15 protein-coding genes are annotated in these 13,544 nt (G+C 43.7%); 9 read left to right on the top strand and 6 right to left on the bottom strand.

The genetic code is table 11. From position 1 onward, the window contains the following. Nucleotides 1-11: 11 nt before the first annotated feature. A complete protein-coding gene (locus SNE25_RS10835; RefSeq protein WP_321565117.1) occupies nt 12-785 on the top strand; it encodes an ABC transporter ATP-binding protein in 774 nt (257 codons plus the stop codon). Nucleotides 786-800: 15 nt separating this feature from the next. Next, on the top strand, nt 801-1,787 hold the full coding sequence (locus tag SNE25_RS10830; protein WP_321565116.1) for an MlaD family protein: 987 nt from the start codon (nt 801-803) through the stop codon (nt 1,785-1,787). A 124-nt stretch (nt 1,788-1,911) separates the two neighbouring features. Here the strand turns inward: SNE25_RS10830 and SNE25_RS10825 are convergent, their stop codons facing one another. Together SNE25_RS10825 and SNE25_RS10820 are read right to left on the bottom strand one after the other, a co-directional pair. After that, nucleotides 1,912-2,319, bottom strand: coding sequence for a hypothetical protein (locus tag SNE25_RS10825; RefSeq protein WP_321565115.1), 408 nt, complete (start codon nt 2,317-2,319; stop codon nt 1,912-1,914). Nucleotides 2,320-2,381: 62 nt separating this feature from the next. Beyond that, complete coding sequence (locus tag SNE25_RS10820; RefSeq protein WP_321565114.1) at nt 2,382-2,537, bottom strand: hypothetical protein; 156 nt, start codon at nt 2,535-2,537, stop codon at nt 2,382-2,384. 281 nt (nt 2,538-2,818) lie between these two features. Here SNE25_RS10820 and SNE25_RS10815 point away from each other — a divergent pair, with 281 nt between their 5' ends. After that, the gene (locus SNE25_RS10815) at nt 2,819-4,693 is read left to right on the top strand and encodes an SPFH domain-containing protein (RefSeq protein ID WP_321565113.1); all 1,875 of its coding nucleotides are present in this window, start codon (nt 2,819-2,821) and stop codon (nt 4,691-4,693) included. Nucleotides 4,694-4,742: 49 nt separating this feature from the next. Here SNE25_RS10815 and SNE25_RS10810 read toward each other — a convergent pair whose 3' ends face one another. After that, a complete protein-coding gene (locus SNE25_RS10810) occupies nt 4,743-5,237 on the bottom strand; it encodes a hypothetical protein (protein ID WP_321565112.1) in 495 nt (164 codons plus the stop codon). A 222-nt stretch (nt 5,238-5,459) separates the two neighbouring features. On the opposite strand from SNE25_RS10810, the gene SNE25_RS10805 reads away from it, so the two are divergent. Then, the gene (locus SNE25_RS10805) at nt 5,460-6,179 is read left to right on the top strand and encodes a hypothetical protein (RefSeq protein WP_321565111.1); all 720 of its coding nucleotides are present in this window, start codon (nt 5,460-5,462) and stop codon (nt 6,177-6,179) included. 82 nt (nt 6,180-6,261) lie between these two features. Continuing rightward, nucleotides 6,262-7,428, top strand: coding sequence for an acyltransferase family protein (locus SNE25_RS10800; RefSeq protein WP_321565110.1), 1,167 nt, complete (start codon nt 6,262-6,264; stop codon nt 7,426-7,428). 70 nt (nt 7,429-7,498) lie between these two features. Here the strand turns inward: SNE25_RS10800 and SNE25_RS10795 are convergent, their stop codons facing one another. Then, the gene (locus SNE25_RS10795; protein ID WP_321565109.1) at nt 7,499-8,386 is read right to left on the bottom strand and encodes an NAD(P)H-binding protein; all 888 of its coding nucleotides are present in this window, start codon (nt 8,384-8,386) and stop codon (nt 7,499-7,501) included. Nucleotides 8,387-8,468: 82 nt separating this feature from the next. Between SNE25_RS10795 and SNE25_RS10790 the strand changes: the two genes are divergently transcribed. The 4 genes from SNE25_RS10790 (at nt 8,469) to SNE25_RS10775 (ending at nt 10,558) form a co-directional block, all read left to right on the top strand. After that, nucleotides 8,469-8,909: a winged helix-turn-helix transcriptional regulator gene (locus SNE25_RS10790; RefSeq protein WP_321565108.1), complete on the top strand. Its 441-nt coding sequence runs from the start codon at nt 8,469-8,471 to the stop codon at nt 8,907-8,909. Between the two features lie 142 nt (nt 8,910-9,051). Continuing rightward, on the top strand, nt 9,052-9,588 hold the full coding sequence (locus SNE25_RS10785) for an RNA polymerase sigma factor (protein ID WP_321565107.1): 537 nt from the start codon (nt 9,052-9,054) through the stop codon (nt 9,586-9,588). Further along, nucleotides 9,569-9,847: a hypothetical protein gene (locus SNE25_RS10780; protein WP_321565106.1), complete on the top strand. Its 279-nt coding sequence runs from the start codon at nt 9,569-9,571 to the stop codon at nt 9,845-9,847. The genes SNE25_RS10785 and SNE25_RS10780 overlap by 20 nt, the downstream gene beginning before the upstream one ends. Nucleotides 9,848-9,874: 27 nt before the next feature. Then, complete coding sequence (locus SNE25_RS10775) at nt 9,875-10,558, top strand: ATP-dependent Clp protease proteolytic subunit (protein ID WP_321565105.1); 684 nt, start codon at nt 9,875-9,877, stop codon at nt 10,556-10,558. A 193-nt stretch (nt 10,559-10,751) separates the two neighbouring features. Here the strand turns inward: SNE25_RS10775 and SNE25_RS10770 are convergent, their stop codons facing one another. After that, nucleotides 10,752-11,978 carry a multidrug effflux MFS transporter gene (locus SNE25_RS10770; RefSeq protein WP_321565104.1) on the bottom strand — a complete coding sequence of 409 codons (1,227 nt, stop codon included), beginning with the start codon at nt 11,976-11,978 and terminating at the stop codon, nt 10,752-10,754. A gap of 204 nt (nt 11,979-12,182) precedes the next feature. Next, a complete protein-coding gene (locus tag SNE25_RS10765; RefSeq protein ID WP_321565103.1) occupies nt 12,183-13,412 on the bottom strand; it encodes a BamA/TamA family outer membrane protein in 1,230 nt (409 codons plus the stop codon). Nucleotides 13,413-13,544 lie beyond the last annotated feature (132 nt).

Raw genomic sequence — 13,544 nt, 5'->3', positions numbered from 1 at the left:
TTGAAGGTGATATGGAAAAAACAAAAACACATGTTGATTACAACAACCCGGTTATCAGTATCAGAGGGCTGAAAAAAGCTTTTGAAGATTACGCCGTACTGCGTGGCATCGACCTTGATTTGTACCAGGGCGAAAACCTGGTGGTACTTGGCCGTTCGGGCACGGGTAAATCGGTATTGATCAAGATCATATCGGGCCTGTTAAAACCCGATGAGGGGGAGATAACCGTACTGGGTCATAACATTAACAATATCACCGAAAAGGAGTTACAGGAACTGCGTATCAGGATAGGTTTTTCGTTTCAAAACAGCGCCTTATATGATAGTATGACGGTTCGCAAAAACCTTGAATTTCCATTGGTACGTAACCGCAAAGGAATTACGCGAAAAGAGATCAACACCTCGGTTGAAACTGTACTGGACGCAGTAGGTCTTTCGCAAACCATTAACCAGATGCCGGCCGAGCTTTCGGGCGGGCAGCGCAAACGTATTGGTATTGCGCGCACCCTCATCCTTAATCCCGAAATTATGCTGTATGACGAACCAACAGCTGGCCTCGACCCGATAACCTGCATTGAGATCAACGACCTCATTAACGAAGTTCAGCAGCGTTACAACACTTCGTCCATCATCATTACACATGACCTTACCTGCGCCAAGCAAACAGGCGACAGGATATCCATGCTGCTCGACGGGCAGTTCCAGCGTACCGGTACTTTTGAGGAAGTGTTTGATACCAATGATGACCGCGTTAAACCATTTCACGACTATAACTTTATACAATAGATATTATACCATATCATGGATGCATCAGAAAATAGAAAAGCAGTAATAGTAGGCATATTTTTAGCTCTTGGTCTTATCGTATTTATACTCGGTGTATTTACACTGGGGGGCCAGCAAAAAAGCTTTGTAAAAAATATAAAGATAAGTTCCACATTCAGCGATGTTGCCGGGTTGAAAAAAGGTAACAACGTATGGTTCTCTGGGGTTAAGGTGGGCACCATCAGCGAGGTTAAGTTTATCGGCCCCTCACAGGTTAAAGTATTTATGAATATTGACCAGGCTACCCAGCAATATATTCACCGCAACGCGGGGGCCAAGGTAAGCTCTGATGGATTAATAGGTAACAAGATTATCGTTATTGACGGTGGTAGTCCGCAGGCTCCTGAAATACAGGATGGTGATGAACTGCAGGCCGAAAAAATGTTATCGACAGATGATATGCTTAAAACCCTACAGGACAATAATCAAAACCTGCTGGCTATCACCAACGATTTTAAGATATTAAGCCATAAAATACTGGAAGGTAAAGGAACCGTAGGCGCTTTAATGACCGATAGTAGCATGGCCATGCAATTACGTGGCGCCATGCGCAATTTGCAAGCAGCTACCCAAAGCGCTGCTAATATGGCTGTGCAATTAAACAGCTTCAGTAGTAAAATGAATACCAAAGGCGGTTTCGCCGATAAGCTGCTTACCGATACCGCCACCTTCAACAAAATAAGCCAATCGGTTGATCAGTTGCAAAAAACAGTAGCTAATGCTTCAACATTAACCGACAATTTGACCAAAGCCAGTAACAAGCTTAACACTACCGATAATGCCATCGGTGTATTGCTGAACGACCCAAAAGGTGCCACACAGGTACAAAGCACACTCAACTACCTGCAGCAAAGCTCAATTAAGTTAAATGACGATCTGGAAGCGGTACAGCATAATTTTTTACTGCGTGGTTTTTTCAAGAAAAAAGCAAAAGCCAAAGCCGATAGCTTAAAGGCGCAATAGTTGATACAATTTGTCATCCTGGGTAGAGAGATCTTATTTTGCATGCCAATCGCAGAATAGATGCTTCACTCTGTTCAGCATGACAAACACCACAGAGCGTTTGTCACCATGAGAACGATGGATCTCAAAACTTACTCATCCTTACTGCGGTAACTTTTGAGCCGTCTTCGCCTATGGTTAAAAAAACAAGGTTTGTTTCGGTAAGTTCAGAAACCGAGAAAACAAAGTCGCGCGTTTTACCATCGGGCAGCTTTTCATTTACTTTTATGTTACTGCCATCAAGCGCGTAAGTGCCGTGTGCCAGGTATTTACCGCCCCATACAATATTCCATTTTCTTTCAGGTGTAAACTGAATATAGGGCGATACCTCATCAAGTTCGGCTTTTTTCATGCTATCCGGCGGATTGGCATTTGGATGTTCTATCTTAACATATTTCCATTTGCCGGTAAGCGTTTCTGAATTAACAGATGGCTTGCATGCCGCCATGAAGCATAGCATAAGAGCAACGAGTAAAAAGTTGTGAATTTTCATGTTAGCGCTAAAGTTTATCTAAGCTATATAATTACAGTCAAAAATAAAACTTCAGCTAAAGATCACTTATCGCCTTTAAGTTGTTTTCTTATTTTTTCTTCGGCTTTTTTAACCTCGTCTTTTTCGCTGAGCGGGCCTTCGGTTTTCAATTCTTTACCGGATGACTTGCTTTTGCTGATATCTGTTTTGATCTTGTTTGATTTTACAGGGGTAGTCATAATCTTGCGAGTTTAATGATACATATCTGAATAACTACCCGGAAATAACATTGTTTCCAATTAATTAATAAACCCTAAAATCCTTTAATCAGGCAAATCGGGGTTCAGAAATCAGCGATAAAAATATTTTTAAAAAAAGCTGTAACAAGTGCAAATTACAACTGTCTTAATGACACTATATAGCCAAGGTACTCCGATCCAGTTAAGCTATAAGTTATTGTGAGGGCCCGCACCTTAAGGGTTCCGTTAAAAAAATCAAATACTTAAATCTTTTAAAAAAAATGAACAATCTAATTGTGATGTTGTGGTGGGCTGTGCCTGTCATCCTGATTTTGCTGATGTACAAATCTGTTTTACGCGTGTTTTTTGGCATGGTGATAGTGCCCGATAACCGTATTGGCCTGGTGGTAAAAAAATTCACCCTATCCAGTAAGTCGCGCCTGCCTGACGGTCGTATTATAGCCACTGATGGCGAAGCCGGTATGCAGGCCAAAGCTCTTGCACCTGGTTTGTACTGGGGTATGTGGCCCTGGCAGTACGGCATTACCATGGAACCCTTTACCATTATTGAACAAAACAAGTTGGGCCTGGTAAAAGCCAAAGACGGCGCTACGCTTGATATCGGCCGTGTGCTGGGTAAACCGGTTGACTGCGATAAGTTTCAGGATGCCATAGCCTTCCTGAACAACAATGGCCAAAAAGGGCCGCAGGCCGCTTTTCTTACGCCGGGTAATTACCGTATCAATACCTTTTTGTTTGAGATTGAAATGGTGCCCATTACCCAGATACACGAAAATAAGGTAGGTATAGTCACCACCCTCGATGGTGAGCCGTTGGACAAGGGTGAAATTGCCGGCGAATCGGTATCAGGGCATAAAAACTACCAGGACCCTATAGCCTTTATTACAGCCGGCGGTCGCAAAGGCTTGCAAGAGGATGTGATACTTGCCGGTACCTATTACCTTAACCCCTGGTTTGTAATTGTTGAACAGGTTGATATGACCTATATACCCATCGGTTACGTAGGTGTGGTGAACTCCTTTGTGGGCCCCGAAGGCAAGGATACCAGCGGCGATGCCTTTAAACACGGCAACATTGTTCATCGCGGGCAAAAAGGTGTTTGGGAAGACCCGCTTGATCCCGGTAAGCACCCGATTAATATTTACACCCACGCGGTGGAGATTGTGCCAACTACCAACATTGTGCTCAACTGGGCCGATAGCCGCACCGAAGCGCATGAGCTGGATAAAAACCTGTGCACTATTACCGTACGGTCAAGCGATGGTTTTACCTTTAATCTTGATGTGTCACAGATCATCCACGTGCCACGTAACGAAGCGCCAAAGGTAATAGCCCGTTTTGGTAAGATGAAAAACCTGGTATCGCAGGTGTTGGAGCCTACTATTGCCAACTACTTCCGTAACTCAGCACAAAAGAGTGATGTAATAGGCTTTTTGGCCAACCGTATACAAAGGCAAAGCGATGCCCGCGACCATATAGGTGCCGTACTAACCACCTACAACGTAATTGGTGTTGATACGCTGATTGGTGACATTGTGCCGCCTGCCGCACTCATGAAAACCTTAACCGACCGTAAACTGGCCGAAGAGGAAAAAGTAACTTACGAGATACAACGCCACGCGCAAATTGAACGTAAGGAATTTGAAAGCGCCAGAGCCGGTGCCGATATGCAGCCTGAGGTAGTAAAATCAACTCGTCAGGTAGAAATCAATACCCAAATGGCCGCGTCAAAAGTTGCCGCTTCACGTGGTGAGGCCGAAGCTAAAACCATTAACGCCAAAGCCGATGCCGAAGTGAGGATCACCATAGCTAAGGCGGATGCTGAGGCCAAAACCGTAAATGCTAAAGCCGACGCCAACGCTACCGAGGTAAATGGTATTGCCGAAAGTACCAAGATCAAGGCCATAGGATTGGCCGAAGCCGAGGTAACCAAACAAAAAACCGACGCCATGGGTACCGAACAATACGCCATTGTGCGTGTAGCCGAGGCCCTGGCTGTTAACGGTATTAAACTGGTGCCAGAAATTTTGGTTAGTGGCAAAGAGAACGGAGGCGGCAACGGTATTATTGATGCCTTGATAGGCAGCGAAATGCTGAAAAAGCTGCAGAAATCAAATGAGGATAATGTCGGGTAATAAATATACTTTAAAAAGGCTGCCGAATGACAGCCTCTTTTAATATCAGTTATTTGCTTTTCAGTTGTCTGATCTCCGTTTTTAATTCCCGTATCTGTTCCTGGGTATGTTTGTTTTCGAGATAAAAGTATATGGCAAAGCCCAGGAATATTTTGCCTAATATAAATACTGCTGCAAATACCCAGCGCCAGGCCTTGTGCAAACGCATATGGCTTGATTCACCTTCTACTTCAATGTATTCGTCATTGCCTTTCCGGGTGCGGCTTTTGTTGCCGCTGCCATTCTTTAATAACCGTGGAGCATTTTCCTGGTGAGGGATGATGGCTTCTATATCCCGTTCAATTTTGTACCAGGTTCCTGGCGGCGGCGTAATGGCCATATCGGCTGCAAGTTTTTCCATATCCTGCTCTAACTGCTGCAGCGCCTCACTTACCTCCGGGTATTTGATTTTCATGTACAGCAATTGCTTTACCTCTTCTTCGGAGGCAACACCTAAAACAAAGGTTTCTAAAATGCCGCTATCAATGTATTCCTGTATATTCACCTGATGTCCGGTCTCTTGTAGTTGTGTATTGACAATTTATCCTCAGAAAATAACTTGGCCTCGTCCGTTTCAAATATATTTAAATTCGGTATTTATTAATTAATGATAAAATGATTTAGCAATGTTTTTAACTGTTACAGGTTGTATTCGGTACTAAATGTTAATTTTCGTTAAAAAAGTACAGTTGCTAAAAAACGTCGAGTCTTCTCACTACTTTTATGCATGTTTCGTTACCTGCTTTTAATTTTTATAAGTTGCTTTGTTACAGCGGTTACCTATGCTCAAACTACACAAAACGGCACCGTGTATGAGATCAAAACACGAGTGGTATTACCCAATATTATGGTCGAAAACCCCCGCAACGGCAAACAGGTGCTGACCGATAAAGCCGGAAAATTCAGTATAGATGCTAAAGCGGACGACAAGCTCTTATTTACCGGGGCGTTTTACAGACCCGACACAGTAATAGTAACGGATTTGCGCGAAATGGAAATCTTTTTAACTCCGAAGCAAACCATGCTAAATGAAGTGAAAGTAACCTCTATGGAAGTAAAGAAGCCCGCGAGCGGTTATACTGCTCCTGATTTTCATGGGCAAACCATGGTTTACCAGCGCGATGAAAAAACAGGTTACTATAAAGGAGGGGTAGCATTAAGACTGAATTACTGGAAGAAGGACGAAAAGAAGCGTGAAAAAGAAGAGCAGTTTGTGCAGAATGAAGGGACGCGTGATCAGATAGCCAAAGTGTTTACCCACGAAAATATAGCAAAGTATGTTCCGCTTACGGGCGAAGACCTGGATAATTTTATTGTGCTATATATCCCGTCCGTCGCCACCTATACCGACCCTAAATTTAACCTCACCAAATATTTAAGTGAGAGCTATAAAAAATACCAGGAACTGCCCGCAGATAAACGCAAAGGAGGACAGTTGGTTAATTAATTATTAACACAGGTGTAACTAATACCGAGTTTATGTATCATTTAGATGTATAGAATCGTATTACATTTCATAACCTGTGATAATGGCAGAACAAATCCCTGTGCCGTCCACTGTTAGTGGCAGCAATATTAAAGCCGGTAAAATAGTATATATTGATAATCTGAAAGTAGTACTTACCATTTTGGTGGTGTTGCACCATACTTTTATTACTTATGGTGCGCCCGGCGGCTGGTATTACAGCGAAAAAACTACCCATACGGTTGCGCAAATATTCATGACCGTGTTTGTGGCTGTCAACCAGTCTTTTTTTATGGGCTTTTTCTTTTTTATATCGGCCTATTTTACAGAATCATCTTATCGTAAAAAAGGGGCGGCCCACTTTATGACCGACAGGTTGAAACGACTCGGCATCCCGCTTGTTTTTTATTCTTTTATACTATCGCCGGTGTTAAGTTATCTGGTTTACCGGTTTGGGATGGGGCATCATATTACGTATATGCAATACCTGAGTGGTTTCCATCCATGGATTGATTTTGGCGTATTGTGGTTTGTAGCTGCTTTGCTGTTGTTTAACCTGGTATATGTAGGTGCTATGCTGCTACTAAAAAATGTACCATTCTCTTTAGGGGAAGCTCCTGGCACGTTCAATATTGTTTTATTCGCGCTAACGCTGGCTTTGGGTAGTTACCTGGCAAGGTCGGTGTTTCCAATTGGTTGGGTGTTAGCGCCTGTTGGCTTTCAACTGGGGCACTTTGTCCAATATATAGCCCTGTTTGCATTGGGTATAATAGCCTCGCGCGGGCAGTGGCTTAACAAGGTCAGTTATAAAATGAGTAAAGGCTTCGCGGTGATAGTTCTAATAATGATTGTGGTTGTTTTTCCTATAATTTATTACGTAAAAGTTGTTACCAACAGTCCAGTTGAAACACTTAGCGGCAAGGGGTACTGGCAATCATTAATGTACGCCTGCTGGGAGCAGTTTACGGGTATATTTATGATAACGGCGTTACTCGGTATCGCTAAACAAAAATGGAACGCGCAGCCGGCATTTATAAAAAATATGTCGAGGGCTGCCTTCGCGGTGTATATTTTCCATCCGTTGGTGCTCATTTCGCTGTCGATGATGTTTAAGCCTTTGGCTCTTGATCCGGCCGTTAAGCTGCTTTTTGTAGCGCCGCTGGCAGTAACCGGTTCATTTGCCTTGGGTTATTTGCTGGTGAAAATACCAGGAGTAAAAGCGATAATTTAAAATATTTGTAAAAAAGAAAAGCAGCCGGTCCCGATCATATCAAGACTGGCTGCTTTCCCAATTTTGCTCATTAGGCGTGGTTAAACCTGTCGGCAAAGGTTTTTGCAAATTCCTCCAGTTTAATTTTACCCGGTATTGCAGGTTTATTTTGATCATAATCTCCCCATAATACCCCTGAGCGTATTGCGGTTCCCATTTCAACAAAATTGCGGACCATTTCGGGTGGGAGGCCATCTTGCAGGAGCGCGTCTAAGGTCTGTTCATCGGTAAACTCAATCCACGGAAGTTCGGGTTTGCCAATGGCGGTACCTAAAATGGTTGCTACCTGGCCAATGGTACGGTCGTCGCTTACCAGGTAACGCACGCTTTTTCCGGTAAATTGCTGCTGCAGTTCCTCCGCTGCAACGACAGCTATTTCCTCCGGGTGAACCATTACCAACCTGGCACTGCCAGGATAGTTTGAGCCCATGATACCTGCATTTTTGATCATTTCGATATTGCCAAAAAAGTTAAAATAGAAGAATGGCGCGCGCAGGTGTTTTACAGCAACATTCGTTAACTTGTTCAAAGCTGTTTCCACATCATGCGATCCGGTGATGGGACCGGTTCCCGAGGCAAGGTGTGCGCCTATACTGCTTAAGTTAACCACGCGCCGTACTCCTGCTTTTTCAATGGCTTCCGCGTAGTTTTTGCCGATACTGCCAACATACTCGCGAAAATTGGATGCCCCAAAATTGGGCGGTACCATGGTATATACGGCATCTGCATCTGTAAATGCTTTGTTAAGGAAGGCTACATCTGTAACCAGGCCTATGGCGGCTGTTGCACCAAGGGCTTCAATGTCCGTTGTTTTATCGGCATTGCTGCTGATGATGGTTATCTTGTGGCCCGCGTTTATTAATAGTTTAGCCAGGGGTTTGCTGATATTTCCTAATGATCCTGTGATGGTGATTTTCATAACTTTATATTTTGTTTTTGTTATCAGCAAAGCTATCTTAGTACTTACTTTTATACAAGTACTTACCCTAAAGTATGTATCTATGACAGCTATTAAAGAAAGTTCGACCATACAGGAAAATAAGCAGACGGCGTTTAAGGAATGCCCGGTAACCTACGTGATGGAAAAGATAGGAGGTTATTGGAAACCCATTATTTTATTTCATCTGCTATCGGGCGACAAACGATACAGCGAATTGAAGAAGGCCGTACTGGCGATTACCGAAAAAGTATTGATCCAGCACCTGAAACAGCTGGAGGTCGACAACCTGGTAATAAGGGAAGCCAAACCTGTAGTGCCGCCGCACGTTACTTACCGGCTTACAGTGTCGGGCTCACGCCTGAAGCCAATTTTATATACAATGGCGGTATGGGCCATGGAGCAGAGCGGTACAGACCCGAAGATATATTACAAAAACCTGGATGAATTTCCCGGAACAATTTTGCAGCCGGAGAGCGTTGCTGAAATAATTTTGCCATCTTGAACAGTGTAAAGTGCCTGTTAGGTGACTGATATAACGAAGAAGATCCTTCGTTCTTGAGAATAACAAGAGGAATTAAAAACCTTTTTCCATAAAAAAGGTGATATAGTTGTTGTAATTTACACATAGTAATAAACAGTAAACTATGAATGCGGTTAATTTAGAAGAGCAGGATGCAAGGCAACAGCTTTTTATAACCTTATATCAAAAGGTTTTCCCGGCTGTGGCCAAATATGTAGCCAAATGCGGCGGCTCGTTTGACGAAGCTAAAGATGTATTTCAGGATGCGCTGGTAAGCTACTATGAAAAAAGCCGGTCGGCAAGTGTGCAAGTCAACAGCAGCGCGGGCGCGTATATTTATGGCACTGCCCGCTATTTATGGATAAAACGATTTAAGGATAACAGCCAGACAACGCCATTGGATAATGTCCATGATGTAGCCGTTGAAACCACATTGCCCATTGTCCAGGACAAATTATTGAGCTTTTTAGAAACTGCAGGTAAACGCTGTATGGAATTGCTGCGTGCTTTTTATTATGACCAGCTGCCTATGGCAAAAATAGCCCCAATGTTTGGTTTTTCGGGCGTGCGCTCGGCGACGGTACAAAAATATAAGTGCATTGAAAAAGTAAGGGAAACCGTTAAACAAAAAACATTAACCTATGAGGACTTCCTTGAATAACATAACACTGATAGAAAGGCGCCTCTTCAAAAAACAGGCCCCGGCTGATGCCTTATTATTTGAGGCAAAAACCCTGATTGACAAGGAATTGCATGCCAATGTTTCGGCGCAACTGCAGGTTTACAGCCTGGTAAACGAATACGGCCGCAAGCAATTGAAACAGGAAATTGAAATTGTACACCAGCAATTATTCACTCAGCCCGAACATCTGAGCTTCAGGCAAAAAATAGCCCGTATTTTTTTTAAAACCGACAGGTAAAATCCTTACCTAAAAACAACCAATTTTATGAATATTGATAAACAGGAATTCCGCAAATATGCGGTCATGCACCATGCTATTGCCGGTACGCGGGTAGATAGTTTCATGGCCGGGGTTGAAAAAAACAGCCTCCCAATTGCCCAAACACCTTATATAACCGAAGAGCGTGAGATGCGCGTGGCCCAGATGGACGTGTTTTCGCGACTGATGATGGACCGTATCATTTTTCTTGGCCAGGCAGTTGACGATAATGTGGCCAACATTATCCAGGCGCAACTGCTCTTTTTGCAATCGACAGATGCCAAGAAGGATATACAGATGTACATCAACTCACCTGGTGGTTCGGTTTATGCCGGCCTGGGTATTTATGACACCATGCACTTCATAGGGCCCGATGTGGCTACTATATGTACCGGCATGGCGCTGTCTATGGGTTCGGTATTATTATGCGCCGGTGCGGCGGGTAAGCGGGCGGCGCTTCAACACTCGCGAGTAATGTTGCATCAGCCATCAGGCGGAGCACAGGGTATGGCGTCGGACATTGAAATAGCATCCGTTCAGATACGTAAAATGAAGCAGGAGCTCTATGAGATCATAGCCAAACACAGCGGACAACCCTACCAAAAGGTATATGATGTATCAGACCGCGACTACTGGATGATAGCCAGCGAAGCCAAGGAGTTTGGTATTATTGATGAAGTTTTGGGGTAGACGATGGATTTCAGATGTGCAAATATCAGCCTCTTTTTCAAGAAAAAAGAATTGTCATTTCGACTGCAGGGAGAAATCCTATACGCGTGGACATGCACCCTGTACAAGATCTCTCCTCGTACCTCCGAGAGATGACAGGGTAAGCTTCTTTAGGGCCTTACGAAGTTTTAAAAACTTCGTAAGGCTTTTAATATCAGTGCGCCATTACACTGGCATCAGCCTTAGCCTCAACCTTATCTTTAATAAACCGTTTACCTATCAGTAATACCAATAATGCAACGACAGCCGATGCTGCCATTACCCCGGCCATAGGCAGCGGGCTATGGCTTTTTATTAACGTAATACCAATTGATGCCAATGCGCCAATGGCCATTTGAAATGCGCCCACCAATGCGGATGCAGAGCCCGCGTTTTTGGTAAATGGCGCGAGTGACAAAGCAGCGGTATTTGGATAACTGATACCTACCCCGCATAGCACCCCAAATATCATGGCAATAGTACCGCCGATACCAAACCAACCATTAAGCGACCCTATTAAAAATACCGCCGAAATAAACACCATCCATATCAACGATGCATTTACAAGCTGCTCGCTTTTATATTTTTTCATGAGCAGGCTGTTTACCTGGCTCGAACCTATAAAACCAACCGATAAACCCGCAAATATCCACCCGAAGCCTTTTTGACTCACCTTAAATACTTCTATAAATATGATGGACGATGAAGATACATAGGCGAACAAGCCCGCAAACGCGAAGGCGCCGCACAGCGAATAAGTTAAAAACTGTGGGTTTTTAAGCACCTGCAAAAAGTTACCAATAATGGGTCGCGGTTTTAAAGAATAAGATGGATCGGGCTGATAGCTTTCGGGCAGGGCGAATATAACAGCCAAAAGTATCAGCGCCGCAATAACGGTAAGTATCAGAAATATCACCTGCCATTCAAATGCCGCGGTTATATAGCTGCCAATAGTTGGCGCCAGCATGGGCGATGCGCCAAGTACCAGTATGAGCAGGGAAAATACCTTGGCATTATCCTCAACCGGGAAAAGATCGCGAACCATGGCCATAGCCGCAACACTGGCCGCGCAGCTGCCTATAGCCTGGAAAAAGCGCATAATGATCAGCATTTCCAGCGAGGTAGAAAAAAAACAACCAACAGATGCTACGATGTAAAGACTCAATCCGAAATACAGAGGGCGCTTACGGCCAAACCTGTCGAGCAGCGGGCCATACAATAACTGGCCTGCAGATATGCCTATAAAATAACTGGATAACGAAAGCGCTACCTGATCGGTACTGGTATGCAGATATTTTGCAATAGCGGTAAAGCCAGGTAGATACATATCTATCGAAAACGGGCCCAGTGCTGTAAGTGAGCCCAAAATGAGTATAAGGAATACGTATTTTTTTCTTGTCATATAAATTTTGGCAGATGGTTCGGCCGAACCAGGGTTAACAAATATTACAGCATAAATTCTATGGGATTATTACCGGCGATAGGCAGAGAAAAGTAGCAACTACGATTGGCCTGATAAAAACATGCGCCAAAAATAAAGTTTTAGATCATAAACACCTATGGTTTATTTGTCATTTATTTTCAACAAGCGCTCTTATAGTATGTTTTAAAAGGTTTCGCCCAAATTCAGGTTCAGGGATGAGAAATTTTTACTTACCCCATAATCTAAACTGACGTTTGTGCCCGATTTTTTATTGAATTTAAAACGCAACCCTGTGCCGCCGGCGGGGTGCCAGTACACAAAATCATGTTTATTAGCTTCGGTAACAGAGTTTACATTGGCAAACAGTACAAAGCCCAGCAAACCGTTACGGGTTATATCGCGGCGGTACTCGGTTTCAAAATAAGCCAGCCGCTGGCCGCGGTACCTGTTTTGCACAAAACCCCTGCCCGACCGCTGGTAGGGCTCCCAACCCAGACTGGGCAAGCTCAGATATGGTGTGCCGGGTGTGAGCGATGTCCAGTAATAAGCCCAAAAGGCCAGTACATTTTTAGGGCCTACGTTGGTTAGCGACACATATTTGCGCAAATCAATATACAATGATTGCCAGTTATTATGACTGCCTAATACCCTGCTGTTAATTCGGTAAATTACGTTAGCATATGCCCCAGGTAATGGATTGATGGAGTTTTTACGGGTATCATACAGCAAGTTGAACGTAGCGCCCGATGCAAGTACGTCCTGCCCCGTTCCGGTGCCATAATTATAGCCTGTAAAATCATGCAGGGTCTTTCCGGCATCGTCCTCAATATCCATGTAATAATCAAGGTTATAGCCAATACCCGCGTAAAAATAGGGCTTAATTTTTTTCAGAACGGTTTGATAAAACCGCACATACTTATAGTCTACCAGAAAGCGGTCGGCCTCGGGCTGGTTGCCACCAAGACCCCAGGTATACTGCGGGTAAACCAGCACCCGGGTATCGCCCACAATATTCCATTGGTTATTATTTAGCCAAATATTTGACCTGATGGGCAACCCATAACGCCCTCTCAAATTAAAGTAAGGAGTAAAAGTAAGACTGGAGAGGTTGGTTGTTCCCTGATCACCAAGATAAAATGCAGCAGTGGTTGATGTAAACAATGCTTTGCCCCCGCTCCGACCATCGGAAGTAGAGATGGGTAAAATAGAAAAGTACACCTTTTTTTGTTCGCGCGCCGATATTTTTCGCGGCTTTATTTTAAATATAGATCTTGCTATGTCAATCAAATCGCGCTGGGCAACTAATGTATCGTCACTAATTCTGATGGTATCAGGAATGTTAGCGACGCCCCCCTGGGCCATTACCATAACAGGAAATAAACAAAAAATTAATACCGCAAACCTTTTACCCATTATATATTAAACGAAATATTAAAGCACGCTGTTTGTAAATTACCTGATATATTACGTGCAAAACAGCCATTTCGCAACATTATAAAATATTGAAACACTCAATGTAATTTAAAAAGCCCACAGATAAAATAC

It is taken from the genome of Mucilaginibacter sabulilitoris (assembly GCF_034262375.1).
GTDB lineage: Bacteria > Bacteroidota > Bacteroidia > Sphingobacteriales > Sphingobacteriaceae > Mucilaginibacter > Mucilaginibacter sabulilitoris.
This window is presented reverse-complemented; position numbering and strand designations above follow the sequence as displayed.